This is a genomic window from Streptomyces sp. AK02-01A (assembly GCF_033795305.1).
Taxonomy (GTDB): Bacteria; Actinomycetota; Actinomycetes; order Streptomycetales; family Streptomycetaceae; genus Streptomyces.
The window spans coordinates 26,766-52,411 of the sequence record NZ_JARBAE010000014.1; the positions used below are offsets into that span (position 1 = coordinate 26,766).

General features: G+C 68.7%; 25 protein-coding genes. 15 read left to right on the plus strand and 10 right to left on the minus strand.

Annotated features, from left to right (window positions below; genetic code table 11):
- Window positions 1–30: 30 nt before the first annotated feature.
- The 4 genes from PV679_RS15685 (at window position 31) to PV679_RS15700 (ending at window position 3,842) form a co-directional block, all read left to right on the plus strand.
- Window positions 31–1,437: a family 2B encapsulin nanocompartment shell protein gene (locus PV679_RS15685; protein WP_319680843.1), complete on the plus strand. Its 1,407-nt coding sequence runs from the start codon at window positions 31–33 to the stop codon at window positions 1,435–1,437.
- 109 nt (window positions 1,438–1,546) lie between these two features.
- Window positions 1,547–2,587: a family 2 encapsulin nanocompartment cargo protein polyprenyl transferase gene (locus tag PV679_RS15690; RefSeq protein WP_319680958.1), complete on the plus strand. Its 1,041-nt coding sequence runs from the start codon at window positions 1,547–1,549 to the stop codon at window positions 2,585–2,587.
- Between the two features lie 67 nt (window positions 2,588–2,654).
- Window positions 2,655–3,251 (plus strand): GNAT family N-acetyltransferase, encoded by a 597-nt coding sequence (locus tag PV679_RS15695; protein ID WP_319680844.1) that lies wholly within the window; start codon window positions 2,655–2,657, stop codon window positions 3,249–3,251.
- Between the two features lie 147 nt (window positions 3,252–3,398).
- Window positions 3,399–3,842 (plus strand): DUF6304 family protein, encoded by a 444-nt coding sequence (locus PV679_RS15700; protein ID WP_319680845.1) that lies wholly within the window; start codon window positions 3,399–3,401, stop codon window positions 3,840–3,842.
- Between the two features lie 166 nt (window positions 3,843–4,008).
- On the opposite strand, the gene PV679_RS15705 is transcribed toward PV679_RS15700, so the two are convergent.
- Together PV679_RS15705 and snpA are read right to left on the minus strand one after the other, a co-directional pair.
- The gene (locus PV679_RS15705; RefSeq protein WP_319680846.1) at window positions 4,009–4,707 is read right to left on the minus strand and encodes a hypothetical protein; all 699 of its coding nucleotides are present in this window, start codon (window positions 4,705–4,707) and stop codon (window positions 4,009–4,011) included.
- A 144-nt stretch (window positions 4,708–4,851) separates the two neighbouring features.
- Window positions 4,852–5,511, minus strand: coding sequence for a snapalysin (gene snpA / locus PV679_RS15710; protein WP_319680847.1), 660 nt, complete (start codon window positions 5,509–5,511; stop codon window positions 4,852–4,854).
- Window positions 5,512–5,700: 189 nt separating this feature from the next.
- On the opposite strand from snpA, the gene PV679_RS15715 reads away from it, so the two are divergent.
- The 3 genes from PV679_RS15715 to PV679_RS15725 all read left to right on the plus strand — a co-directional run bounded on the left by PV679_RS15715 (window position 5,701) and on the right by PV679_RS15725 (window position 7,985).
- Entirely contained in the window at window positions 5,701–6,687 is a 987-nt protein-coding gene (locus tag PV679_RS15715; RefSeq protein WP_319680848.1) for a LysR family transcriptional regulator, read from the plus strand.
- Between the two features lie 428 nt (window positions 6,688–7,115).
- Window positions 7,116–7,514, plus strand: a complete 399-nt coding sequence (locus PV679_RS15720) for a DUF6221 family protein (RefSeq protein ID WP_319680849.1) — start codon at window positions 7,116–7,118, stop codon at window positions 7,512–7,514.
- Between the two features lie 258 nt (window positions 7,515–7,772).
- Window positions 7,773–7,985: a hypothetical protein gene (locus tag PV679_RS15725; protein ID WP_319680850.1), complete on the plus strand. Its 213-nt coding sequence runs from the start codon at window positions 7,773–7,775 to the stop codon at window positions 7,983–7,985.
- 354 nt (window positions 7,986–8,339) lie between these two features.
- On the opposite strand, the gene PV679_RS15730 is transcribed toward PV679_RS15725, so the two are convergent.
- Window positions 8,340–10,265 (minus strand): FHA domain-containing protein, encoded by a 1,926-nt coding sequence (locus tag PV679_RS15730; RefSeq protein WP_319680851.1) that lies wholly within the window; start codon window positions 10,263–10,265, stop codon window positions 8,340–8,342.
- A 497-nt stretch (window positions 10,266–10,762) separates the two neighbouring features.
- Window positions 10,763–12,211: an amidohydrolase family protein gene (locus tag PV679_RS15735; RefSeq protein WP_319680852.1), complete on the minus strand. Its 1,449-nt coding sequence runs from the start codon at window positions 12,209–12,211 to the stop codon at window positions 10,763–10,765.
- A 275-nt stretch (window positions 12,212–12,486) separates the two neighbouring features.
- On the opposite strand from PV679_RS15735, the gene PV679_RS15740 reads away from it, so the two are divergent.
- The 4 genes from PV679_RS15740 to PV679_RS15755 all read left to right on the plus strand — a co-directional run bounded on the left by PV679_RS15740 (window position 12,487) and on the right by PV679_RS15755 (window position 16,495).
- The gene (locus PV679_RS15740) at window positions 12,487–13,308 is read left to right on the plus strand and encodes an IclR family transcriptional regulator domain-containing protein (protein WP_319680853.1); all 822 of its coding nucleotides are present in this window, start codon (window positions 12,487–12,489) and stop codon (window positions 13,306–13,308) included.
- A gap of 112 nt (window positions 13,309–13,420) precedes the next feature.
- Window positions 13,421–14,611, plus strand: coding sequence for a CoA transferase (locus tag PV679_RS15745; protein WP_319680854.1), 1,191 nt, complete (start codon window positions 13,421–13,423; stop codon window positions 14,609–14,611).
- On the plus strand, window positions 14,604–15,458 hold the full coding sequence (locus PV679_RS15750; RefSeq protein ID WP_319680855.1) for a citryl-CoA lyase: 855 nt from the start codon (window positions 14,604–14,606) through the stop codon (window positions 15,456–15,458). Before PV679_RS15745 ends, PV679_RS15750 begins: the two co-directional genes overlap by 8 nt.
- Window positions 15,459–15,637: 179 nt before the next feature.
- Window positions 15,638–16,495, plus strand: coding sequence for a dioxygenase (locus PV679_RS15755; protein ID WP_319680856.1), 858 nt, complete (start codon window positions 15,638–15,640; stop codon window positions 16,493–16,495).
- A gap of 131 nt (window positions 16,496–16,626) precedes the next feature.
- Here the strand turns inward: PV679_RS15755 and PV679_RS15760 are convergent, their stop codons facing one another.
- Both PV679_RS15760 and sodN read right to left on the minus strand, forming a co-directional pair.
- Entirely contained in the window at window positions 16,627–17,127 is a 501-nt protein-coding gene (locus tag PV679_RS15760) for an NUDIX domain-containing protein (protein ID WP_319680857.1), read from the minus strand.
- A gap of 180 nt (window positions 17,128–17,307) precedes the next feature.
- On the minus strand, window positions 17,308–17,703 hold the full coding sequence (sodN, locus tag PV679_RS15765) for a superoxide dismutase, Ni (protein WP_046500988.1): 396 nt from the start codon (window positions 17,701–17,703) through the stop codon (window positions 17,308–17,310).
- A gap of 340 nt (window positions 17,704–18,043) precedes the next feature.
- Here sodN and sodX point away from each other — a divergent pair, with 340 nt between their 5' ends.
- Window positions 18,044–18,460, plus strand: a complete 417-nt coding sequence (gene sodX, locus PV679_RS15770) for a nickel-type superoxide dismutase maturation protease (protein ID WP_319680859.1) — start codon at window positions 18,044–18,046, stop codon at window positions 18,458–18,460.
- Here the strand turns inward: sodX and PV679_RS15775 are convergent.
- On the minus strand, window positions 18,364–18,993 hold the full coding sequence (locus PV679_RS15775) for a CGNR zinc finger domain-containing protein (RefSeq protein ID WP_319680860.1): 630 nt from the start codon (window positions 18,991–18,993) through the stop codon (window positions 18,364–18,366). The genes sodX and PV679_RS15775 overlap by 97 nt on opposite strands.
- Before the next feature lie 210 nt (window positions 18,994–19,203).
- On the opposite strand from PV679_RS15775, the gene PV679_RS15780 reads away from it, so the two are divergent.
- On the plus strand, window positions 19,204–19,893 hold the full coding sequence (locus PV679_RS15780) for a class I SAM-dependent methyltransferase (protein WP_319680959.1): 690 nt from the start codon (window positions 19,204–19,206) through the stop codon (window positions 19,891–19,893).
- 135 nt (window positions 19,894–20,028) lie between these two features.
- Here the strand turns inward: PV679_RS15780 and PV679_RS15785 are convergent, their stop codons facing one another.
- The 3 genes from PV679_RS15785 to PV679_RS15795 are packed head-to-tail and all read right to left on the minus strand — an operon-like array spanning window position 20,029 to window position 22,729.
- Window positions 20,029–20,781 carry an amino acid ABC transporter ATP-binding protein gene (locus PV679_RS15785; RefSeq protein WP_319680961.1) on the minus strand — a complete coding sequence of 251 codons (753 nt, stop codon included), beginning with the start codon at window positions 20,779–20,781 and terminating at the stop codon, window positions 20,029–20,031.
- Window positions 20,782–20,786: 5 nt separating this feature from the next.
- The gene (locus PV679_RS15790; protein WP_319680861.1) at window positions 20,787–21,737 is read right to left on the minus strand and encodes an amino acid ABC transporter permease; all 951 of its coding nucleotides are present in this window, start codon (window positions 21,735–21,737) and stop codon (window positions 20,787–20,789) included.
- Between the two features lie 29 nt (window positions 21,738–21,766).
- The gene (locus PV679_RS15795) at window positions 21,767–22,729 is read right to left on the minus strand and encodes an ABC transporter substrate-binding protein (protein WP_319680862.1); all 963 of its coding nucleotides are present in this window, start codon (window positions 22,727–22,729) and stop codon (window positions 21,767–21,769) included.
- 519 nt (window positions 22,730–23,248) lie between these two features.
- Here PV679_RS15795 and PV679_RS15800 point away from each other — a divergent pair.
- Window positions 23,249–24,502, plus strand: a complete 1,254-nt coding sequence (locus tag PV679_RS15800; protein WP_319680863.1) for an NADP-dependent malic enzyme — start codon at window positions 23,249–23,251, stop codon at window positions 24,500–24,502.
- Window positions 24,503–24,648: 146 nt separating this feature from the next.
- Complete coding sequence (locus tag PV679_RS15805) at window positions 24,649–25,611, plus strand: zinc-binding dehydrogenase (protein ID WP_319680864.1); 963 nt, start codon at window positions 24,649–24,651, stop codon at window positions 25,609–25,611.
- The last annotated feature ends 35 nt before the right edge of the window (window positions 25,612–25,646 follow it).

The window sequence follows — 25,646 nt, forward strand, 5'->3', positions numbered from 1 at the left end:
AGGTCAGCACATGATCGAGAGGGAGACTTCATGTCGGTTGGTGACGAGGTCCGCGCAGTGCAGCCGCCGCCCCAGCAGAGTCTGGGAACGGCCGCCGCGCGGAATCTGGCGACCACCACCAAGTCGGCACCGCAGATGCAGGAGATCACCTCGCGGTGGCTGCTGCGGATGTTGCCGTGGGTCCAAGTACAGGGTGGCACCTACCGGGTGAACCGCCGGCTCAGCTACGCGGTCGGCGACGGGCGCGTGACGTTCGTACAGACCGGGGACCGGGTGGCGGTCATCCCGGCCGAGCTCGGCGAGATCCCGGCGTTGCGTGGCTATGAGGACGAGGAAGCGCTGGCCGAGCTGGCGCGCCGCTGTGAGCAGCGGGAGTTCGCGGCGGGCGAGGTCCTGGCCGCGTCGGGGGACGCGGCGGACAAGGTCTTTCTGCTCGCGCACGGCAGGGTGGAGAAGGTGGGCGCGGGTCCCTACGGGGACGATGCCGTGCTCGAAGTGCTCGCCGACGGGGCGTACTTCGGTGACCAGGCGCTGGTGGACGGGGAGGCCACCTGGGCCTACACAGCACGCGCGGCGACCGCGTGCACGGTGCTGGTGCTGTCGCGGCAGGACGTGACGAACCTCGCGGAGCGCGCGGAGTCGCTGCGGGACCATCTGCGGTCGCTGGCGTTCGTGCCGCAGCAGCGGACCAACAAGTACGGCGAAGCCGAGATCGAGCTGTCCGCGGGCCATGTCGGCGAGGCCGTCGTGCCGCATACGTTCGTGGACTACGAAGGGGCGCCGCGCGAATACGAACTGAGCGTGGCCCAGACCGTGCTGAAGGTCCACAGCAGGGTCGCCGACCTGTACAACCAGCCGATGAACCAGACCGAACAGCAGTTGCGGCTGACGGTCGAGGCGCTGCGCGAGCGCCAGGAGCACGAGCTGATCAACAACCGCGAGTTCGGTCTGCTGAACAACTGCGAGTACGGGCAGCGGCTTCAGCCGCACGACGGCGGACCGAGCCCGGACGACATGGACGAACTGCTTTCGCGCCGCCGTGGCTCGAAGCTCTTCCTGGCGCATCCGCGGGCCATCGCCGCCTTCGGCCGTGAATGCAACAAGCGGGGGATCTATCCGGACAGCGTGGAGGTCGCGGGCCACCATGTGCCCGCCTGGCGCGGTGTGCCGATCTTCCCGTCCAACAAGATCCCGATCTCCGACGCCAGGACGACCTCGATCATCTGTATGCGTACGGGCGAGGCCGAGCAGGGGGTCGTAGGGCTCCAGCAGAGCGGGATCCCGGACGAGATCGAGCCGAGCATGTCGGTCCGCTTCATGGGCATCGACGAGCAGGCGATCATTTCCTATCTGGTCACGGCCTATTACTCGGCGGCGATTCTCGTGCCGGACGCTCTCGGTGTCCTGGAGAACGTCGAAGTGGGCCGCTGGAGTTGAGGTGACCGACCCGGGTGGGCCGGCCGGACGATCCATGAGGCGGCGGCCGGCCCACCCGGGCTCCGGTATCCCGGTCCCAGACATGCTGGAAGAGGAAGTGACCGTGACCATGACCAGTACGGATGCCACCACCGAGGGCCATGAGGCCGTGGCTCTCCTGGAGCGCACCCGCACCGTCGTCCATCCCGAATTGAGATCCGCCGTCGAGTCGTTGCCCGGTCCCATACGCCGGGTCTCGATGTACCACTTCGGCTGGGAGGACGCCGACGGCGCTCCGGCCTCCGGGCCGGCCGGCAAGGCGATCAGACCCGCGCTCGTCCTGGCCGCCGTGCGAGCGCTCGGAGGGGATCCGCGGCAGGCTGTGCGGGCCGCCGTCGCCGTGGAGCTGGCCCACAACTTCACACTGCTCCACGACGATGTGATCGACGAGGACCCGACCCGGCGGCACCGCGCCACCGCCTGGACGGTCTTCGGCACGCCGGACGCCATCATCGCGGGCGACGCCATGATGGCCCTCGCGCTGCGGCTGCTCGCCGAGGATCCGCATCCCGCGTCGGCCGCCGCGTCGGCCCGGCTCGCGGCATGCGTCATCGAGCTGTGCGCGGGGCAGCAGGCGGACTGCGCCTTTGAGCAGCGCGGTCCGCACGAGGTCTCGCTGGACGAGTGCGTGGCCATGGCGACGGCCAAGACGGGCGCTCTGCTCGGGACCTCCTGCGCACTCGGCGCGCTCTACGCGGGCGCGGGCGAGGAGGAGGTCACCGCGCTGGACGCCTTCGGCCGGGAGGCGGGGCTGTCCTTCCAGCTCATCGACGATCTGATCGGGATCTGGGGAGACCCCGACCGCACGGGCAAACCGGCCGGTGCCGATCTGGCGGCGCACAAGAAGTCCCTGCCGGTGGTCGCGGCGCTGGCGTCCGGCACTCCGGCCGCCAAGGAACTCGCCGAGCTGTACCAGGCTCCGATGGACGCCGCCGCGGTCCGTCGCGCGGCCGCCGCCGTCGAGCGGGCCGGCGGACGCGACTGGGCACAGGTCCAGGCGGCCGACCGGATGTCGCGGGCGGTCCACCAGCTCTCCCGGGCGGTTCCCGATCTCACGGCGGCGGGCGATCTGCTGGCCCTGGCGGAATTCGTCACGCGCCGTACTCGCTGAGCCGAGGCAGACCGACCGGCCCACTTTAGGATCACCTGGTGGTGACGATCCAGAAGGAGGCCGGGAGATGAGCACAGGGATCAGACGGGCGGGCGAGGAAGACCGGGCGGTCCTCGTGCGGCTGCTCGACGAGGCGTTCCTGCACGACCCGGTGAGCAGTTGGGTCTTTCCGGACGAGGAGCACCGGCGCAGGGTGCACGGCCTCTTCCTCGGAGTGTTCGTCGATGTGGCGCTCGCCGAGGGCCGGGTGGACCTCATGGAGGACGAAACGGCCATGGCGCTCTGGCTCCAGGTGCCGGAGGGAGCGCCCGAGGAGGAGGACGACACCCCGGCCCGGATGCGGGAGGTCTCGGACCCGGACAATGAACGAGCGGAGTTGATCGGCCGGCTGACGGGTGCGATCCATCCGCACGACCGGGCGCACGAGTATCTGCTCATGATCGCGGTGTCTCCGGAGCACCAGGGCCGGGGGCTGGGGCGCGCGCTGATCGAGCCTGTCCTGGAGCGCTGCGACCGAGAGGGCATTCCGGCCTATCTGGAGGCGAGCAGCGAGCGAAGCAGCCGGCTTTACGAACGGCTGGGCTTCGCCTTCACAGGGACTACCGTCGATCTGCCGGACGGGCCGCACATGTGGCCCATGTGGCGTGAACCGGGGAGCGGCTGAGCGGCCCGGCACCAAAAGGAATTCGCCATCGGTGAGTTGACGCCGGAGTCGGTGGGGCCGTCGGAAACGGTGTGCCCGTCACCGAGCACGGCGAGAAGCGGTGACCCACGCTTCGGCGGAAGATCGCGTACCGCTACAGTCCGCGCCATGACAGCGGAGTCGACGGATACATGGGCGGGTTGGTACCGGGACCGCCAGGGGGCGGAAGCGATCACCCTCACTGCCGGCGGGCAGCAAGTACGCACCCGAATAAGGGGAGTTGAGTATGAAGGGGCGGATTTCGCCGTCCTGGAATCGGCGGGAGCGGGCGAAGCCCTGTCGTCCTGCGTCATGGAGTGGGACATCCCGCTGCCGGTCAGCTCGGACGGCAAGGTCCAGCAGGCGACACTGAGCTGTCTGCTGACACTCGGTGAGCGCCCTGCCGAGGGCACGGTCGGGCGCGCCGAGCTGAGCCTGACCTTGCACTGTGGCGGGGCGGCCTATGCGTCCGGTATCGCCGGGAGCGGCTTCGAGGAGGCGCTCGACCGCATTCGGCGGCAGTTGCCCACCGACACGGAGCTGGGAGGCAGGCCGTTGGTGGGAGCGCCGTGAGGCCGGGCGCGGCGGGCCGGAGCGCGGCCTGAGCCCTGTCCGGACGGGACCTGCGGCCCGTCGCGGCGGCCGGTGGCATCGCGCGTCGAGGCGCCGGGCGGGATGCATCGGTCCGGGCCCGTCGGTCGGGGCCCTGTGCCGCGCCCGGCACCGGGCGCGGCTCCGTTCATCCGTCAGAGCGCTCCACCGACTCCTCCGCCCAGCCGCTGTCCAGCGCGGGATTGTCGTCGTGGAGGACGAACTCCTCATCCACGTCCACCGGTTGGAAACCGGCCGGGACAAGCGCGTCGAGCAGGGCGTCCAGCCGGGCCCGCGCGGCCGGTCTGCCGACACGGCGGGCCCGCTGTGTCACCGAGCGCTCCTGGACCCCGCCCGACAGCGCCTGGCGCGCATTGCGTGAGACATGCGCGAGATGCCGTTCGGCGACGGCGGCGAGCCGTTGTGTGTCATACGGGATCCGCAGCCGCAGCGTGATGTGGTGCTCGAAGTGGCAGTGCGCGGGAAACGCCGCGGCCTCGGCGTCGGTGCCCGGCACGCCGTCGTTCCACGGCGCCGCCTCGATCTTGGTCCGGACGACCGCGAACCCGGCCCGCGCGAGGCGCTCGGCGCACTGCCCGGCGTCGCTTCGCTGCCGGCCGAGGGTGCCTCTGCCGTACAGGGTGAGTATCGGCCGGCAGGGCGTCCGGCCGCGGTCCAGGACGGTATGAGTGAGCCGGAGCCCATGGGCGGCGGCCCAGTCGCCGAGCGAGGTGACGGTGTCCGTCCGGTCGGCCCGTACCGTGAAATGCGTCTTGAAATCGCCCACGACGGTCCGGCCGAGATCGGGTCGCCGGGCCGATGCGCCGATCTCCGTACTGAAGTCCACCGAGAGACGTTACCAAGGGGGACACGGGGAGGGGCGCCCCGTGGTGCTGTTTCGGGGCGCCCCTGTCGAGCCGCTGTCAGGTGCCTTCCGCGCGGTCCGCCTGTGCGCTGCCCGGCGTCCTGCGCGTGTCCGTTGTACGAGAGGTCAGGACACCTTGGCGAGCGCGGCCGCGAGGCCGTTCGCCCACAGAGCGTTGACCTGGGCGATCTCCTGCGCGTTGGGCTGGGTGTTCTGGCAGGACGTACCGGGTCCGCCACCGGACATCAGCTCGCTGCACGGGCCGGAGTAGTGGTCCGGGAGGCCCAGGACGTGTCCGGTCTCGTGCGCGGTGACCCGGGTCGAGTTGTACTGCTGGTTCTGGGCGTAGTCCAGGAAGACATAGCCCTGGCCGTGCCCGTCGGTGCTCGCGTACGAGCCGATCGGGTCGTTGCCCTCGTAGTACGCGAAGTCGGCGTTGCCGCCTGCCTGCAGCTTCACATTGGAGACGGCGCCGTTCCAGATCGAGGCGCTGCTGGCTATCTGGCCGGCGAAGCTCGGGGCGTTGGACGCGTCGTAGACGACGGTGACGGCCTGGGCGCCGGGGTTGGCGGCGCGCTTCTCGGCGACCGACTTCAGCACGGCCTCGAAGAAGGCCTTGTTTCCGGCGGCCTCGGCCTTCGAGCCATTGAAGGCGGCGTACGAAGAGGTGGCGGCGCTGGTGGGGGCAGCGGCCGCGGCGGTGGTGACGGGTGCGACGCTGAACGCGGTCGCAAATGCCAGGCCAATTCCGCAAATTGCGGAAATCAGCGTCTTGGGGTGTCTCATGTGGGGGGCTCCTACTCGTCCGGTGAACGGGTTCGGTACCGGAGAGTCTCGGCGAGTTCGCCGCTGTGCGGATGATGTCAATCACCGATAACACCAGCGCATCCCCCTGGTCGGCTTTCTTCAAAGGCAAGCCAATTACTGCGATTTGGGGACCTGGTGCGGTTCAGGAGGCCGCTCTACTCTCGGGTCATGGAGCTGGAGGTGAGGCATCTGCGTGTCCTGTGTGCCATTGCGGAAGCGGGCAGTCTGCACAAAGCGGCCCGAAAGCTGGGAATGAGTCAGCCGTCTCTGACGACGCAGTTACGGCGAATCGAGAACTCCCTGGGCTCAGAGCTTTTCATCCGCGAACGCACCGGGTGCCGACCCACTCCGCTGGGCCGCTCCGTACTGAGCCGGGCCCGTCCGCTCGTCTCCGGGATGGCCGCGCTCGTCGCCGAGGCCCGGGCTGCCGCTGACCGGGCCGACGGGCCTCGGCTGCGGATCGGTTCCACGGCCAGCCGCGCGCTCGCCGGCTGGCTGCGCCGACTCAGACGCCGGCTGCCCGGCACCGATATCGCGCTCCATGTTGACGTCTCCGCCAACGCGCTGCTGCGGGCCACCGCCGCGGGCCGGCTCGACGTGGCCTTCGTGCACGAGGTGGAGGGCTGCCCGCTGATCGTCCCGGACGGGCTGGAGAGACGCGTACTGGTGGAACGCGAACCGCAGTTCATCTCCATGGCCAGCGACCATCCGGCCGCCGCCAGCCCGGTCGTGGAGCTCGCCGATCTCGCCGACGACCGCTGGATGGTCGACCCGACGGTGGACGGCGAATGGGACGGGCTGTGCCGTGTGCTGGGCGAGGCAGGGCTCAACCCGCCGGTTCTGCACGGGGATTACCTCACGGCGGCGTCACTGATAGCGGTCGGAGAAGCCGTCGCGCCCTGCCAGCCCACCGCGGACCCGCGCGACGACACGGTGATCCGGCCGCTGCGTGACGATCCGCTGGCGGTACGGCTGCTGCTGTTCTCGCGGCCGGGCGCGCGGCAGGACGGCGCCGGCCTTTCGGACGAGTCCGTCGGCGCGGAGGTGTTCGCGGACCTGGAGGCCGCGTACCGGGAGGCGGCCTTGCGCGCGGTGGACTACCGCCAGTGGCTGACCCGCCACAAGAGCCCGCTGCTGCACGCGCCGGCGGCCTGAGGAGGAGCGCCAGGACCGTCGGCCCTCCGGCCGCGCTGCCCGTGCTGTGCTGTCCGTGCTGTCCGCCGCGCCGATCGCGGGCGGAGAGCGGAGAAGAACTCGTCCGATCATCGGTCTTCGCGTGACTGGGCGGCGTCGTCAGGGCTGGAGCGCTCCGCCCGCGTACCGTTCTCAGGCATAGGGAACTCGCGATCAGGACATGGGCAGTTGGAGGCGTGGGATATGGCGCGGCGGGCGTTGTGGGGAGTCGACCACCGGAGGTGGCCCGGTGATTCGCGGGAGCGAGGTCGCGCGGAAGCCGGAGCGACGGATGCCGTGCGGCCGGCCGGTGCGAGGCCGTGTCACGACGGTGTTGGCGTCGGTGCCGGTGCCGGTGCCGCTCTGACGGCGCTCCGGGCCGCCGTCCCGGCGACAACGGGCTGGGTCCGATGACCAATGACCACGCGACGATGGTGGCCTTCGTTCGCGCCAGGCTGTACGAGGAAGAACAGATCGCGAAGGCGGCGGGCGGCGACACCTGGTGGAGTCCGTCCGATCTGCCGGGAGAAGTGCACGACGAACTCGGCGGCATCGCCTTCGCCGTGAAGACGCGCGGCTATGACACGCACATCGCCCGTCAGCACCCGGCGTCCACGCTGCGCCGTATCGAGGCGAGCCGGGTCGTCCTGGACGAGTACGCCGCGGTGGCCGAGCTGGACACCGATACGCCGGTGCACGACTACGCGTCCGGCCGCGCAGTCGGGCTCGGATTCGCCGTCCGGAACATGGCGGCGGAACACGCGGACCACCCGGACTACCGGGCGAGCTGGCTGCCGAGGTTCACCTGAAAGTTGCCCCGGCCCTGCCCCTATACTCGAACATGTGAACGAATACCTGCCTTCTCCTGCGCGCCCGAAGCCGCCGCGGTTTCTTCGGCGCGTCCAGGAGTGGCGGCTGGGCCGGGCCGCGAATGTGCCACCGTCCGGTGCGTGCGTTCGCGAGGCGGAGGATCGCAGGCGTCGCTGGACCGGACGTGCTCCGCACGTCCTCCGGCCGGACACGACTCTCGGCGTGCTGGAGTGACCGGGGCGTCGCACTCTGGAGAGATGGAGGGTGCGCCGATAGTCGTACACAGGCCGTCTCCCAGTGGCGGTCGGCGGGTGACCGTACGAGGGCAGATCGTCGGTCTGGCGCATGACGACCGCGACCTGGTGGAGTTTCTGCGCCGCGCGGGGCTGCCCGATGCCTGGGATCTGATCGACGACCCGACGTGGGTGGAGTGGCGCGGCGGCCGTGCGCATGAATGGGACGCGGCCTGACAAGGCGCTGTTGGCGGCGGCCCGGTCCGGCCCGCCTACAGGACTGATGGATCATCGGCTCCGGTCTTTCGCGTGCCGTGCGTTGGCGGGCGCGGCCGGGGAAGAGGCGTGCGGCAACTGTGACCGAGAGTGATGAGAAAGCGGACGGCTGGATCCCGGGGTTCGGTACCTGGTCCGTCTCGTTGTACAGGTCTTGTCTCGTTGCGCAGGTCTTCGGGTGGCTGTCCCGAAATCGGTCAGGAGCACCTGAGCCCGGTCCCGTGATCCCCGGCGGGCGCCGGGGATCACGGGACAGCCTTGACGGACGAATGTCGTTCGCCGACAATTTGTCGCGTCTGACGACGAGCCGTATTCCTATCCGTCGCGACTCAGGGATTTTTCCGCGGAGGCCGGGACCGGCGAGTCCTGGCGGTAGAAGATATCGATGTCGACCTCTTCACCTCCGACGACCAATGTGTCCCAGGCTCCGCTCACCCGCAAGGTCCGCAACGTCTCGCTTTTCAGAGTTCGCAGATGGTCCCTGAGGGCTGTGTCATCGGGCATGCCGGAAATACGTGACGACAGGCGGTCCCGGATCTCTCGCAGTTGCTCCATGAGCGCGTCGATTTCCGCGTCCTTGTCCAAAGCCTCCGGGATCGCCTCCTCGATGCTCTGCGCGATCTTGTCCTTGATCGCGGAGCTGATCCCGTGCTCATCCGTGGTGACCATGGCTTTCCAGGCCCGGCTCTTGTGCCGGTACTGGAGCATCGACATCGCCGCTTCATGGCGGACGAAGTCGGCATCACGGAAGGCTTTCCCGCTCCAGGTGCCGCTGAGGGACCGCGCCAGCGAGATGGCCGACGCCAATCCACTGTTGAGTCCGCGTCCCGGCCAGAAGTGGATGGCGTTGGCCGCGTCTCCGAGCAGAAATCCGTAGGTGCCCGGAGTGGTCGGGGTCGCGGAATAGAGATGAGCGGTGAATCGCGACCGCTGCACCATATCCAGCCGGAACGCGGTCACGGCGCTCAGGTTCTCCTCGGAGACACCGAAGAAGGCCAGCCCTTCCCGTACGCGCTTCCACAATGCCGAGCCTTTGACCAGGGCGGGCAGAAACAGCGTGCTGTGGGTCGAGCAGTGGAAGTCACCATGATCGTCCCGTCCCATCACGCAGGGCCGCGAAGCGATACAGTCTTCGAACACATGCCGCACGGGATCGATCCCGACGACTTCCTTGGCCTCGTCATCGGTGAGGCGCATATTGAGGAAGCCCTCGCCGCGCAGTGCGTTCAGCAGGAAACGATTCTGGGCGACGGTCAGCAGGACGGTCATGGGGTCCGACAGCTCGGACTTCACGCGCAGGCCCAGCACGACATCTTGTATGTGCTGACCGTCCAGGGAGTAGCTTGATTTATCGGCGACGCCAAACTTACTGGTGAAATGCTCGCGTGTGCGGGAACGTCCTCCCTCGCAGATGGCGAGTACATGGTCCTTGACCACGGTGTCATGGTGTTCGGTGGGGTCAAACTTGGTGGGAACGAGCCGGATACGGCCGGTTTTTTCGTTCGCTATTTCGAGAAGCTTGTCCTCGATATAGGCGATTCGAATGTTGCGCGGACTGTAGCCGCGAATCGAATCGGGACCGGCCGGCCACATCTCGGAATACGACTCGGCGCTGAACAACCGCGCCTGTACCTCCTCCGGGAGATTCAGATATTGGCGACTCTGGACCGTGACGACCTGCTGCCGCCTGACATTTCCCTGCCCTTGGTTCTTCCATACGATCTGCGACCCGTCCTGAGTCCAGCGGCCGTCGTACACCGTAATGGCCACTCGCCGGCCCATGAGCTGTTCGAGCAGCAGAGCGAAACTCAGTCCGACGGGACCGCCGCCGGCCACCGTGACCTTGAGGACCGGCCCCGGTTCATCGGCCGCGGCGGATGCCATCAGGGACTCGATCATGGCGAGATCCATGATCGTCTCCATCGCGTCGGCCGCCTCGAAACAGAATGTTTCGTCGCCGACGGTGATCAGGTCGCCGGGCCGGAGTACATGCGAGGTCACACGGACTCCGTTGACCAGCGTGCCGTTGCTGCTTCCGCGGTCGTACAGCACGTAGCCGTTGTCCTCCTGAAGGATCTCCGCGTGAAAGCGTGAGGCGCTTCCGCTGGCGATCACCACACTGTTGTCGCTCTTGCGGCCGAAGGTGATCGGTGTGTCTCCGACGGGAAAGCGCTGTCCAGTAAGAGGACCTTTGCGCCCAACAATTTCAGGTGGCACAGGTCGCACCTTTCCATGAGTCATAGAGCTGATGAGATCGATCCGATCGTCGGTCGCCGAGGAGGCCGCCTGCTGTGCCGGGTGCCGGGAGGCCGGGTCTCAGCGCAAGATCGTCTATCGCTTCGGAGCGGAGTCGTCCCAGGTCGGTGGGGGCTGTCGGGTCTCGGCTGAGCGGCAGCATAGCTGCCTTTCCGCAAGGGACTTGAGGCCCGCGGGCGCTCGTGCTCGACGGGGCTCGGGCTCTCCGGGCGGCCGGGCCGACCGGGAGCTGATCTCATCGCTCAAGACATCCGGAACGTGTGACGCGCTGTTGCCGCGGCGGCGGCCGGCCACCGGTGAAGGCCGGTCGGAGAACCTCGAAGGAGCTTCAGCCGCGCCGGGTCGCTGTCGGGAGGGCGCCGGCCGGCGGGAGTCCGGCCGGCGACGGACTCTCTCCGGAAAACGGCCGCGCCCGGACCGTCATGGCCGCCGTTCTCGACGGCCATGACGGTCCGGGTGCGGACAGAAGGAACCTCCTGGCTTTACCTGCTGTGCGTCGACGCGCTGCGGTAGTCGGTGTAGGTGTAGGGATTGTCGAGGACCTTCGACTCGGGGATGTCGGGGTTCATCCCCTTCAGCCATTCCTCCTCGCCCAGGGCCGACCGCAGATGGCCGACCGTGTGCTCGGCCTCGCGGCGCACGGCGGCCAGATCGACACCGAGCAGGCGATGTTCGTGCTTGACCACCCGGCCGTTGACGAGCACGGTGTGGACATCGCCGCGCTGTGCTTGGAAAGCGACGTGCCCGTACGGGTTGAGGAGCGGGAAGGACACCGGCGACCGGTCGTTCTTCAGCAGCACGATGTCGGCCTTCTTGCCGACTTCGAGGCTGCCGAGGTCGTGCTCGCGGCCGAGCGCGCGGGCACCGCCACGAGTCGCCCATTCCACGACCTGGTCCGCGCGCAGCGCGCAGTGTGTGACGGTCTCGCCCCGGGCATGGGCCTCCAGGTGCTCGCGGGCCCGGTCGGCGCCGAGTGTGGTGCGCATGGCGGAGAACAGGTCGCCGCTCCACCACACGCTGGTGTCCATCGACAGCGACACGGGAATGTTGTGCGAGCGGACCGCCCAGGTGGTCGGATAGCCCTGGCCGGCACTCTGCTCGCTCTCCGTCGACACCGAGATCGAGCCGCCGGTCGCCGCTATGCGGTGGTACGAGTCCGCGGACAGCGTCGACGCGTGCACATACACGGTCTCCGGCGTCATGAATCCGTTCTCGTACATCAGCCGGACGCCGTCGTCGTTGGTGGCACCCCAGACCCCGGCATGAGTGGTGACGGCGACACCCAGTTCCCGCGCCACCTCGAAGGCGGGCTTCTCGGGAAACGCGGGATCGCCCGTGACATCGAAGGCGAGCTGGAAGCCGAGCAGGTCGTCGCCGTCGATGTGGCGGCGCGCGAAGTCCCGGAACTCCGGCGCCGAGGTCCATTCCGCCGGCGCCTGCTGGATGTTGCCGTAGGCGAGGACGAACCGGCCCGGCACGGAGCGCAGCGCGTCGACCGCGGCCTCCGCGTGGTCCACCGTCTGGAGCCCGTGCGACCAGTCGACCACCGTGGTCACGCCGGCGTCGAGGGCCTCGACCGCGGCCAGGCGGTTGCCCGCGCGCACGTCCTCGGGCCGGAAGTTCTTGCCGTGCTCCAGATAGAACCAGACGAAGTACTGGCTGATCGTCCAGTCGGCGCCGTAGCCGCGCATCGCCGTCTGCCACATGTGCCGATGTGTGTCGATCATGCCCGGCATCACGATGCCGTCCGTGGCATCGATCTCCGCCGTCCCGTCCGGGACCGCGAGCCGTGGACCGACCGCGGCGATCCGGTCGTCGACCACGAGCACATCGGTGCCGGTGAGCACCTGACGCGCACGGTCCATGGGCAGCACGGTGCCGCCACGGAAGACGACGGGCCGTCCTGGCACGAATTCGGTGGGCCGACTCATCACTGATCTCCTTTTTGGACGATCATCCGCACAGCGGTCAATGCGGCTGCCGACGATAGTGATTACGCTGAACAGCGATGTCAATACCGAAGCCGTCATCGCATTGGTGTGACATCTGCTTCCAGCCGTCCGCACCCCGGTCGCAGTCGATTCCTTCGGCGGATCCGCACGCTGCCAGGCCGTCATATGCTGCGGAAAGTACGGCACCTGAGTCGTCCGTACAACGGACGAGGGCCAGGCCTGGCCGTCGCAGCCACAGCTCAAGAGGAGACACCATGCCGCGCGAAGGAACCGGGCCCGATTTCATTGAGGCGCTGGCCCGAGGACTGGAGGTGATCACCGCGTTCCAGCCCCGGCGCCCGGTGATGTCGCTGACCGATGTGGCGAACGCGACGGGACTGGCCAGGCCGACCGCGCGCCGGATCCTGCTCACCCTGGCCGAGCTGGGATACGTGCGGCAACAGGCCGGCGGGTTCGCGCTCACGCCCCGCGTGCTCGAACTCGGCGTCGCCTATGTCCGCTCGACGGGACTGTGGGACGTGGCGCGGCCGCACCTGGAGTGGCTGGTCGAGCGTACGAATGAGTCCTGCTCGATCGCGCAGCTCGACGGCTCGGACATCGTCTATGTCTCCCGGGTGTCCGTGCCCAAGATCGTCACGCTCGCCGTGCAGATCGGCACCAGGTTTCCCGCGCTGCAGACGTCTCTCGGCAAGGTGCTGCTGGCCGCGCTGACGCCGGAGGAGGCGGCCCGGACCCTCGCCGAGCCGAGCCGGTCGGGCCTGGTTCCCGTATGGCGGCCCGATCGCGGTGAGTGGGAGGCGGAGCTGCGGGAGGTCCGCGCGCGCGGCTGGGCGATGACGGACGAACAACTGGCGAGGGGCATCAGGTCGGTGGCCGCGCCGCTGCGCGACGGATCAGGACGCGTCGTCGCGAGCGTCAACGTCAACGCGCACGCCGCCGAGACCTCGGTGGACGTGCTGCTCAACGAGTATCTGCCGCTACTGCTGCAAGCCGCGGGCGAGATCAGTGTGGACTTCGCGCGGCTTGAGTCGGCACCGGACAGGGCCCGGCCGTCGAGCGCGGCCACGACATCTTGACGTTTCCGCCGTCCGCGACTCAGACTTGCCTCAACGGACAGTCGTCCGCTGATCGGACAGGCTGATCGGACAGGCTGATCGGACAGGCTGATCAGACAGAGAGGCAAGCTCGATGTCAGAGAGCGACACAACCGCTCCGTCGGGTGTCGCGGGGCCACTTTCCGGAGTGCTGGTGGCGGACTTCTCGCGCATACTCGCCGGGCCGTACGCCACGATGCTGCTGGCCGACCTCGGAGCCGACGTCGTCAAGGTCGAGGGACCGAACGGTGACGACACCAGGACCTGGACGCCTCCCGTGCGTGATGGTGTCTCGACCTACTACCTCGGGATCAACCGCGGGAAGCGCTCGATCGCGCTGGATCTCCGCGACGAGGCCGACGCCGGGATCGCGCGTGAACTGGCCCGGCGCGCGGATGTCCTGATCGAGAACTTCAAGCCGGGCGGACTGGCGAAGTACGGGCTGGACTTCGAGGCCGTACGCCGCGACAACCCCGGCGTCGTCTACACGTCGATCACGGGTTTTGGTTCCGGCGCGGGTCGCCATGTGCCCGGTTATGACCTCATGGTGCAGGCCATCTCGGGACTGATGAGCCTTACGGGCGACCCGGACGGGCCGCCCTACCGGGCCGGGATCTCGGTGTTCGACGTGATGGCCGGCAACCACGCCACGATCGGCGTCCTGGCGGCGCTGCGGCACCGGGACGCGACCGGCGAAGGCCAGCTTGTCGAGGTGAACCTGCTCTCCTCGGCGCTCACCGGACTGGTCAACCACAGCTCGGCCTTTGTCGCGGGCGGCACCGTGCCGTACCGGATGGGCAACGCCCACCCGAGCGTGTTTCCCTACGAACCGCTGCCCACCGCGGACAACGACCTCATCGTGACCGCGGCCAACGACGGTCAGTTCCGCAAGCTGTGCGAGGTGCTGGGAATTCCGGAGGTCGCCGACGACCCGCTCTTCGCGCGCAACGCCGACCGCACGGCCAACCGCGACCGGCTCCGGCCGCTCCTGGTCGAGCAGCTCGTCAAACGCGGCGCCGACGAATGGTTCGAGGCGCTGGTCGAGGCCGGTGTGCCGAGTGGGCCGATCAACACCATCGACGGCGGGTTCGCCATGGCGGAGCGGTTCGAGCTGGAACCGGTCGTCACGGTGGGCGAGAGCGAGCGCGCGGTACCCACCACCCGCCACCCGATCCGCTTCTCCGCCACCCCGGCCGCCTATCGGATGCCGCCGCCGGCGCTCGACGAACACGGCGACGAGCTCCGCGCGTGGCTGTCCGAACCCGAGGAGGAAGGCCGTGACTGAGCCGAAGAGCGGGCCCGTCTATCCCACGGCCCTGGGCGCGTCCGACCTGAAGACCATCACTCTGCTCGGTCATGACCTGGCCGAGGACATCATGGGCTCGGTGGGCTTCGGCGAGCTGGCGTTCTGGCTGGCCACCCAGCGGCGGCCCAGCACCGGCGAGACACGGGTCTTCGAGGCGGTCCTCGCCGCGCTGGCCGACCACGGGTTCACGCCCACCGCCATCGTCACCCGGCTGACATATCTGTCCGCGCCGGACTCCGTCCAGGGCGCACTCGCGGCCGGCCTGCTCGGAGGCGGTTCGAGATTCCTCGGAGTCACCGAGGACACCGGCAGGTTCCTGCACGACGTGCTGGAGTCGCTGGGCGGCGCCGTGCCGCGTGACGAGACGGGCTGGGACGAGGTGGCGCTGCGTACGGTGCGGCAGCGGCGCGAGACCGGGAAGTTCGTGCCGGGGCTGGGGCATCACGTGCACAAGACGGGCGATCCGCGCACGCCGAGGCTGATGCGGATCGCGACGGAGGAGGGCCTGTTCGGTCCGCACCTGTCGCTGTTCGCCGCCATCGGCCGGGTACATCCGACGGTGCTGGGCAAGACGCTGCCGCTCAACGGAGCGGGAGTCTGCGGCGCCGCGCTCGCCGACCTCGGCCTGCCGCTGCCGCTGCTGCGCGGATTCGCGCTGCTGGCCCGTACCGCCGGACTGATCGGGCAGCTCGCCGAGGAAATCCGTCACCCGGTCGCGCGTGATGTCTTTCTCTCCGTCGACCTCAACAACGCCTCGGTCCCGCCGGATCCCTTCGTCCCCGAGCCGTTCACCGAAGAAGGCGGCGAAGAAGGCCGCACCGACTGACGTCGCGCCGTCCTGCGGCAGACAGCAGCCCGGGAACCGCCGCACCCGTGTGTCGCACTCGCCGACGAGCGCGACACCGACGGCGCCCACGCTCCGCCGTCAACGGGCCGACCGCGCTCGACAGGAACCAGCCACACAACGGTCGTCACCACACCCGCAAGGCACACCAGGGAGCAACCATGTTTGTCGACGAGGACAACATCACCGACCTTGCCGTCCAGCGCTGGGCCACCGCCCACTCGCCACGCCTGGCGGAGCTGATGACCGGGCTCGTCCGTCACCTGCACGAGTTCGCCCGGGAAGTGCGGCTGACCGAAGACGAATGGATGGCCGCGATCGAGTGGCTGACGGCGGTCGGCCGGATCAGCGACGACAAGCGTCAGGAGTTCATCCTGACCTCCGACGTGCTCGGGCTGAGCATGCTCGTGGTGCAGCTCAACAACCAATCCTCGGCGGGGGCGACTCCCGCCACCGTGCTCGGGCCGTTCCATATCGACGGCTCGCCCGCCGCGCCGTACGGCTTCGACATGTCGGACGGCATCCCGGGAACACCGCTGTTCATCACCGGCAAGGTCACCGACCTCGACGGCACGCCACTCGCCCACGCCGTCCTCGACGCGTGGCAGGCCGACGCCGACGGCACCTACGAATCCCAGCTTCCGACCATCGACGAGGCCCGTCTGCGGGCGAAGTACCGGACGCGGGAGGACGGCACCTACTGCATCCGCACCATCGCGCCGCGCGGATACGCCATCCCCATGGACGGCCCGGTCGGCGATCTCATCCGCAAGACCGACATCAGCTACTTCCGTCCCGCGCATGTGCACTTCCTGATCGACGAGCCCGCGTACCAGAAGCTGATCACCCATCTGTTCCAGGAGGACAGCGAGTATCTCGACAGCGATGTGGTCTTCGGCACGAAGGACGCGCTGATCGTCAGGTTCACCGAACGGCCGGCCGGAGTCGCGCCCGACGGAACCACGCTCGAAGTGCCCTACCTGCACGCCGAATACGACTTCGTCCTGCAACCGGCCTGACCCGGAGCCACCGGAGGCGCGCCGGGTCCGCCGGGCTCCTCGCCGGCGGTGGCTGGAGCTGACGCGGCCGCACGGAAGCGAAGGAGGACCTTCACCATAGGTCCCTCCAGACCATGAGGGGCGCCGGCGTTCTACCGCCAGCCGTCGAGGGAGACTTCCGGACCACCCGCGAGGTAGCGCTTGAGGGCACTGGCGGTGGTGTCCACGAATTCCGTGGGGATGGCGTCGGTATCGACCCAACAAACCTGGACGTGCTTGCGCGGCTCACGGTTCTCGGGTTCGCCGGTCCAGTCGTGGGCGGCGAAGACGACGGTGAGGAAGCCGTTGGGCGCCTCCACGCCCCAGGCGCCGTGGATGAGGTGGGCGACCTTCAGGGACTCCGGCTTCACGGTCAGGCCGGTCTCCTCGTACAGCTCGCGTACGGCCGTTTCCGTGATGGGTTCGCCGGGCTCACTCTTGCCGACGGGCAGGTCCCACTTGCCCTGGGCGAACTTGGCGTTCTGGCCGCGCTGGAGGAGGACCACGCGATGGGCGGCCCTGTCGTGGACGATGACGGCGGCGACCAGCAGAGTCATGGATTCGAGCGCGGGCTTGAGGGCTTCGGGCTGGTCGTCGGCTGTCGGCTGGGCCACGGTGGGTGCTCCTTCGTCGACCGGAGAGTGCGGCGTCCCGGGGGCCCTGGGGCGCGTTGTCAGGGGCCGAGACGACCGCACCCGGACCGGCATGGCCGCCGTTCTCGGCGGTCCGCGGTCCGGGTGCGGACAGAGCGGGCGGTGCGACCCGTGAACACGGGCCTGGTGGCCCGGCCCCGGTCAAGCCTTCTTGGTCTCCCAGAAGATCTTGTCGATCTGGGCGATGTAGTCCAGCGCCTTCTGGCCCGTCGCCGGGTCCTTGGAGGCCTTGGCAGCCGACAGCGCCTTGAGGGCGTCGTTGACGAGCTGGTGCAGCTCCGGGTACTTCTCGAAGTGCGGCGGCTTGAAGTAGTCGCTCCACAGCACCGAGACATGGTGCTTGGCGAGCTCTGCGCGCTGTTCCTTGATGACCGTGGCGCGCGCCTGGAAGTGGGCGTCGTCGTTGCCCTGCATCTTCTCCTGGACGGCCTTGACCGACTCGGCCTCGATGCGGGCCTGGGCCGGGTCGTATACACCGCAGGGGAGGTCGCAGTGGGCGCTGACCTTCACCTTGGGGGCAAACAGGCGGGAAAGCATGGAGCTGTCCTTCCTCGTGATCGTCTTCTCAGGTGGGACATTACTCCGTGAGAAGCCTGATTTCGCGGGGGCCCCCTTGGCCCTGTCCGACAAAAGGTGTCGTCCGCCCGGCGGGCCGGGCCCGCTCCGGCTGATGTCTCGCGGTGTGTGTGATCGCGAGGCGGAGGATCAGCCCAGTACGGAGAGGCGCTCGGCCGGCTCCGGCACGATGGCGAGCGTCCGCGCCGTGCGCCGCGAGCCCGGCGGAGGATTCCGCGGACAGGTCCTGAGGCTTAGGACAAAAGTCCGGGGTGAATATGAGACTGGTGGCGGAACATACGGTGGGGCCGGGAGGTGCCGGATGACGGAACAGGGGCGGGAGCCGAGAGTGCGGTTGGGGATCGCCGAGGTGATGGGTCCGTCCATGTATCCGACGCTCAGACATGGCGATCAGCTCCTCGTGCAGTACCGCGCTCCGGTGAAGGCGGGCGATGTGGCGGTGCTGAAGCATCCGCTGCAACAGGACCTGCTCATCGTGAAGCGGCTGGTGGAGCGGCGCGACGGCGGCTGGTGGGTGCTCGGAGACAATCCCGGAGCCGAAGGCGACAGCCGGGTGTTCGGCGCCGTGCCGGAGGAGCTGCTGCTGGGACGGGTCAGGGCGCGCTACCGGCCGCTGGGCGATCAGCGGTCGGCGCGCGCGGTCGCCTCCTGGCTGGTGTCCGCGCTGCGGCCGGTACTGGCGGAACGTTCGGTCTCCAGGCGTTTGCGGGCCCGGTAGGCCGCGACGTTGGCGCGGGTCGCGCAGCGGTCCGAGCAGTAGCGGCGCGAGCGGTTGGTCGAGGTGTCGAGATAGGCGTTGCGGCACGGCGCTGCCTGGCAGAGGCCGAGACGGTCGACGCCGTACTCCGTCAGGTGGAAGGCGAGCCCCATGGCGGCGGTCGCCGCGTATCCCGCCGTGGCGTTGGAGGGATGGTCCGCGAGGTGCATGTGCCAGCGCGGACAGCCGTCGTCGTCGAGGAAGTCATGGCCGGAGATCTGCGGGCTGACCGGGAACTCCAGCAGCAGCGAGTTGAGCAGATCCACCGCCTGGGTGGCCTCGCCGGAGTCGGCCGCGGTGAAGACCGCGCGCAGCCGGGCCCGCACCGACCGGAAACGGGTGACATCCGCGTCGGTGGCGCGGCGGGCCGCCTGGGAGTTGGGGCCGAAGAGAGCACGGACGGCATCGACCGAGGTCAGAGTGTCCGTGCCGCGGGCCGGCTCCTCGGTGTTGACCAGGCGTACGGCGGAGTCCGAGTAAGAGGCCAGTTCCACTTGTAGTCCTTACGGCTTCGGTCTAGGGTTTGCTGTAATGGCTGGTGGCACTTCTAGGGTATTACTGAGTGGGAGTTTTCGATGAGTGAGTCGGGGGCCGGTGCGGCGGCCGAGACGGTCGGTCCGGACGCGAGCGCGGGAGCCGGTCTGTCGGCGGCGGCCGACTGGCGGAGCTGGCAGGAGAGCTGGGACCGCCAGCAGGAGTGGTACATGCCCGACCGCGAAGAGCGCTTCCGGGTGATGCTGGACATGGTCGAGGCCGTGGCGGGCCCGGAGCCGAGGGTGCTGGACCTGGCCTGCGGCACCGGGAGTATCTCGGACAGGCTGCTCCGCCGGTTTCCCGGCGCGACCAGCACCGGCGTCGATCTCGACCCGGCGCTGCTGGCGATCGCCCGCGGATACTTCGCCGGAGACGAGCGCGTGAGCTTCCTGACCGCTGATCTGAAGGACCCGGGCTGGACGGCGCTGCTGCCGTACACCTCGTACGACGCCGTGCTCACCGCGACCGCGCTGCACTGGCTGCACAGCGAGCCGCTGAAGGCGCTGTACGGGCAGCTCGCCGGGCTGGTCGGGGACGGCGGCGTGTTCATGAACGCCGACCACATGAAGGACGAGAGCACTCCGCGGATCAACGCGGCGGAGCGGGCCCACCGGCACGCCAGGATGGACAGCGCCAGGGCCGCCGGCGCCCTCGACTGGGCGGACTGGTGGGATCTGGCCGCCAAGGACCCGGTCCTCGCCGGGCCCACCGCCGAGCGCTTCAAGATCTACGGCGAACACGCGGACGGCGACACACCGTCCGCGGACTGGCACGCGCGGGCGCTGCGCGAGGCCGGTTTCGGTGAGGCGCGAGCGGTCTGGTCCTCGCCCTCGGACTCCCTCGTCCTCGCGCTGAAGTAGCCCTGCCGCTCCGGCCCGCCGCGCCGGGTCAGCCGGCCGGCGCGGTCGTACGAGCTGGCGTAACCGTGGCAACGAACCCCCTCGCGCATACGGTGAGGGGCGGTACGGATCCGTCCGCACCGCCCCTCACCGGCGTCACAGCACCTTGGAAAGGAAGGACTTCGTCCGGTCGTGCTGAGGGTTCGTCAGTACGTCGCGCGGATGGCCCGACTCGACCACCACACCGTCGTCCATGAAGACCAGCGCGTCTCCGACCTCACGCGCGAAACCCATCTCGTGCGTGACCACGATCATCGTCATGCCGTCCTGGGCCAGGTCGCGCATGACGTCGAGGACATCACCCACCAGCTCCGGGTCCAGCGCCGAGGTCGGCTCGTCGAAGAGCATCAGCTTCGGCTCCATGGCCAGCGCGCGGGCGATCGCCACCCGCTGCTGCTGGCCGCCGGAGAGCTGTGACGGATAGCTGGCGGCCTTGTCGGCCAGGCCGACCCGGTCCAGCAGCCGCACCGCTCGGGCGCGCGCCACGGCCTTCGCCTCGCCGCGGACCTGGACGGGCGCCTCCATGATGTTCTCGATCGCCGTCATGTGCGGGAAGAGATTGAAGCGCTGGAAGACCATGCCGATGTCCCGGCGCTTCCGAGCGACATCGCCGTCCTTGAGCTCGTACAGCTTGTCGCCCTTCTGCTGGTAGCCGACCAGCTCACCGTCGACCGACAGCCGGCCGGCGTTGATCTTCTCCAGGTGGTTGATGCACCGCAGGAAGGTCGACTTGCCGGAGCCCGACGGGCCGATCAGACAGAAGACCTCACGCGGAGCGACCTCCAGATCGATGCCCTTGAGGATATGAGCGGTGCCGAAGGACTTGTGGACGCCCTCGGCCTTCACCATCTGGGTCATGCCATGCCTCCCTTGGGCCGGCCGAGGGACAGCACATTGACTCTGATGCGCTGGAACGGCGTCGGCGGCAGGCTGCGGCTCGATCCGCGCGCGTAGTAACGCTCCAGGTAGTACTGGCCGATGCTGAGCACCGAGGTCAGGATCATGTACCAGACCGCCGCCAGAAAGAGCATCTCCACGGTGGCGCCCGATGTCTGGGACACGTTCTGCGTGGCCCGCAACAGCTCCGTGTACTGCACGGCCACCGCCAGCGACGAGGTCTTGAGCATGTTGATGACCTCGTTGCCCGTCGGCGGCACGATCACCCGCATCGCCTGCGGCACGACGATCCTGCGCAGCGTCTTGCCATGGCTCATGCCCAGCGCGTGCGCCGCCTCCGTCTGGCCCTCGTCGACCGACTGGAGGCCGGCCCGGCAGATCTCCGCCATGTACGCCGCCTCGTTGAGCCCGAGGCCGAGCAGCGCGCACAGGAACGGTGTCATGAACGAGGACCACTCGTCCTTGTAGACCGGGCCGAGGTTGATGTACTCGAAGACGATGCCCAGGTTGAACCAGACCAGGAGCTGCACATAGACGGGCGTGCCGCGGAAGAACCAGATGTAGAACCACGCGATGGCCGAGGTCACCGGGTTCTTGGAGAGCCGCATCACCGCCAGGACGATGCCCAGCACCACGCCGAGCAGCATCGCGAGCACCGTGATGATCACGGTGTTCTTGACGCCCGTCAGTATCTGGCCGTCGAAGAAGTAGTCCGGGACGGCCGCCCAGTTCACATCGCCCTTCGCGAAGGCGTAGATGAGGGCGACCAGCACACCGATGGCGACGACGGCGGACACATACCGCCCGTAGTGCCGGACCGGAATGGCCTTGATGGACTCCGGTGGAATGGGCGGTGCGTCCCGGGGCGCGTCCCCGGGACCGTCCGGCTTGTTGATCTCAACAGTCACGGATGTTGCCTTTCAGAGCCGGGAGCGGATCAGGAACCACCGTTGAGCGTGGCTTCCTTGATCGCACCGGCCTCCACGCCCCACTTGGCGATGACCTTGTCGTACTCGCCGTTCTTGATGATCGCGTCAAGAGCGGACTGGAGCGCCTTCGTCAGCTCGTTGCCCTTGGCCACGGCGATACCGTACGGAGCGGCCTCGACCTGCTCGCCGACGAGCTGGAAGTCATTGCCGCCGCCGGAGGTCTTCACCGCGTACGCGGCGACCGGGAAGTCACTGGAGCCGGCGTCGGCGCCGCCGCCGCGCAGCCGGGTCTGGGCCTCCAGGTCGTTGTCGAACGCCTCGATCGCGATCTTGCCCTTGCCGGCCTCCGTACACTTGGTGCTCTCGGCCTTGGCGAGGTCGTGCGAGACGGTGCCGCGCTGGACGACCATCTTCTTGCCGCAGAGGTCCGACCAGGTGGTGATTCCCTTGTCGGCGCCCTTCTTCGTATAGATGGAGACTCCGGCGGTGAAGTAGTCGACGAAGTCGACACCCTCGCCGACCTTCTTGCCGGTGTCGCCGTCCACGCCGTTCTGGCGGTCCTTGGTGTCCGTCATGGCGGACATCGCGATGTCGTACCGCTTCGAACGCAGGCCCGTCAGCAGAGTGTCGAACGTGCCGTTCTCGAACTCGAACTTCACACCGAGCTGCTTGCCGAGCGCCTCGGCGAGATCCGGGTCGATGCCGACGGTCTTGCCGGACTTGTCCTTGAACTCCACCGGCGGGTACGCGATGTCGGAGCCGACCTTGATCACGCCCTTGTCCTGGATCGCCTGGGGAAGCTGGTCGAAGAGAGGAGCCTTGGACGCCTCGGCGCTGTCGGTCTTCTTCGAGCCGCTGTCGGTCTGGTCACCGCAGGCGGTCAGCAGCATGGTGCCCGCGACCGCGATGGCGCCCACCGCGGCGATCCGGGATTTCGCGACAGCCGTACGACGGGTGGAGCGTGCGGTCATGATCAGGGTCCTCCGACGGGTGAGGGAGCTGCCAGGTGGTCGGGCACGCCTCTTCGAGTGTCGCGACCGTGTGTGATTAGGGCATCCTGCCATTTGGACTGACCCATTCAGGGGACCAGGCATGTCAAAATCGGGTAACGGGACACCGCCCGACTTCAATGTGCTGGGCCGACAACACCGGACCATCTTTCGGAACGCCTTCTTCCGGCCGGAGGATCTCCGGCCCATTTCGCCTTTTGAACCTGATTCACACCGTGTAACGGAAGTGTCGGACTCTTCGGCTATGAGCCTTGTCACCGTAAGTATCTGGACTCGTGGACGATGCGTCCGTCAGGTAAGAAGGACGATTACACCCCTCATCCGGGGCTCAGGGCGCGTGTGCGGCGCGCCCGCGCGTACGTATATCCCCCTGGCGGACGGGCCAACCGTCGACGCGGGGCGCGGACGCGGTTGCGCCCACCCCTCCTCGACCAGGAGCGGCCACCCTCAACTGATGAAAGACTTAAGGGGTCACTTAACATGGCAGCGGAGATCGTCAATCCTCGCAGCGACAGCGCTCCCGGCAGCGCTCATGACACGCCTCCGCGGAGCGGCGACGGTACGGAGAGCGGGCTGGAAGACCCCTTCGACCCGGCCTTCGCACTCCACCGCGGCGGCAAGATGGCCATTCAGGCCACGGTTCCGGTGCGCGACAAGGACGACCTGTCCCTCGCCTACACGCCCGGCGTCGCGAAGGTGTGCAGCGCCATCGCCGAGCAGCCCGAGCTGGTGTACGACTACACCTGGAAGTCGCAGGTCGTCGCCGTCGTGACGGACGGTACGGCGGTGCTCGGCCTCGGCGACATCGGCCCGGAGGCGTCGCTCCCGGTGATGGAGGGCAAGGCGATCCTGTTCAAGCAGTTCGGCGGCGTCGACGCGGTGCCGATCGCGCTCGCCACCAAGGACACGGACGAGATCGTCGAGACCGTGGTGCGGCTCGCGCCCTCCTTCGGCGGCGTCAACCTGGAAGACATCTCGGCACCGCGCTGCTTCGAGATCGAGCGCAAGCTCCAGGAGCGCCTGGACATCCCGGTCTTCCACGACGACCAGCACGGCACGGCCGTGGTCACGCTCGCCGCTCTGCGGAACGCGGCGAAGCTGACCGGGCGCACGCTGGGCGAGCTGCGCGCCGTCATCTCCGGCGCGGGCGCGGCCGGTGTCGCCATCGCCAAGTTCCTGCTGGCGGCGGGCATCGGCGATGTGGCGGTGGCCGACCGCAAGGGGCTCGTGAGCCGTGACCGCGACGATCTGAACGACGTCAAGCGCGAGCTGGCCGGCATCACCAACCGGGCCGGACTCTCCGGCTCGCTGGAGTCCGCGCTGTCCGGCGCGGACGTCTTCATCGGTGTGTCCGGCGGTACGGTCCCGGAGCCGGCGATCGCCTCGATGGCGCCCGGCGCGTTCGTCTTCGCCATGGCCAACCCGAATCCCGAGGTACATCCGGACATCGCGCACCGGTACGCGGCGGTCGTGGCGACCGGCCGCAGCGACTACCCGAACCAGATCAACAATGTGCTGGCCTTCCCGGGGATCTTCGCCGGAGCGCTCCAGGTGCGCGCCTCGCGGATCACCGAAGGCATGAAGATCGCCGCGGCGAACGCGCTGGCGGACGTGGTCGGCGGCGAACTCGCCGCGGATTACGTCATCCCGTCGCCGTTCGACGAGCGTGTCGCGCCCGCCGTGACGGCCGCGGTGGCCGCGGCGGCCCGCGCGGAGGGTGTCGCGCGGCGCTGACCGCCGCCGCTCCGGTGTGGTTCGTACGGGCCGCGCCGTATCCCTCGTACGAGGGATACGGCGCGGCCCGCCGTGTACCGGACGGCGCGCGTCATGACGCGCGTACGGGTTCCGCCGTGTCCCGTTCGCGTCCTATGGTCAAGGTCATGTTCGCCGCCTACGCCGCCCGTATCGATCGCGACCAGCCTCTCAACGGCCTTGAGCTGGGCGAGCGCCCGGCGCCCGAGGCGCGTCCCGGCTGGACCACCGTCACCGTCAAGGCCGCCTCCCTCAACCACCACGACCTCTGGTCGCTGCGCGGCGTGGGGCTGGCGGAGGACAAGCTGCCGATGATCCTCGGCTGCGATGCCGCCGGCATCGACGAGGACGGCAACGAGGTCGTCGTCCACTCCGTCGTCGGACAGACCGGCCACGGGGTCGGGCCGCGCGAGAACGGGTCGATCCTCACCGAGCGCTACCAGGGCACCTTCGCCGAGCAGGTCACCGTGCCGGTGTGGAATGTGCTGCCCAAGCCCGCCGGGCTGAGCTTCGAGCAGGCCGCCTGTCTGCCGACCGCATGGCTGACCGCGTACCGGATGCTCTTCACCAACGCCGGTGTGCGGCCCGGGGACTCGGTCCTTGTGCAGGGCGCGGGCGGCGGGGTCGCCACCGCCGCGATCGTGCTCGGCAGCGCCGCGGGACTGCGGGTGTACGCCACGAGCCGGGACGCGGCCAAGCGGGCGCGGGCCGTGGAGCTGGGCGCTCTGGAGGCGTTCGAGCCCGGTGCGCGGCTGCCGGGCCGCGTGGACGCCGTCATCGAGACCGTCGGCGCCGCGACCTGGTCGCACTCCGTCAAGTGCCTGCGGCGCGGCGGCACCCTGGTGATCTCCGGTGCGACGAGCGGCGACCGGCCCGCGCACGCCGAGCTGACCCGGATCTTCTTCCTGGAGCTGAAGGTCGTGGGCTCGACGATGGGAACCAAGGACGAGCTGGAGGATCTGCTCTCGTTCTGCGCGACAACGGGTGTACGGCCGGTGATCCACGAGGTGCTGCCGCTGGACCGGGCGCGGGAGGGCTTCGAGACGATGGCCTCGGGTGATCTCTTCGGAAAGATCGTGCTGACGACCTGAGCGCTCTCCGGTCCGGCCGGCCGCTGTCCGGCTGC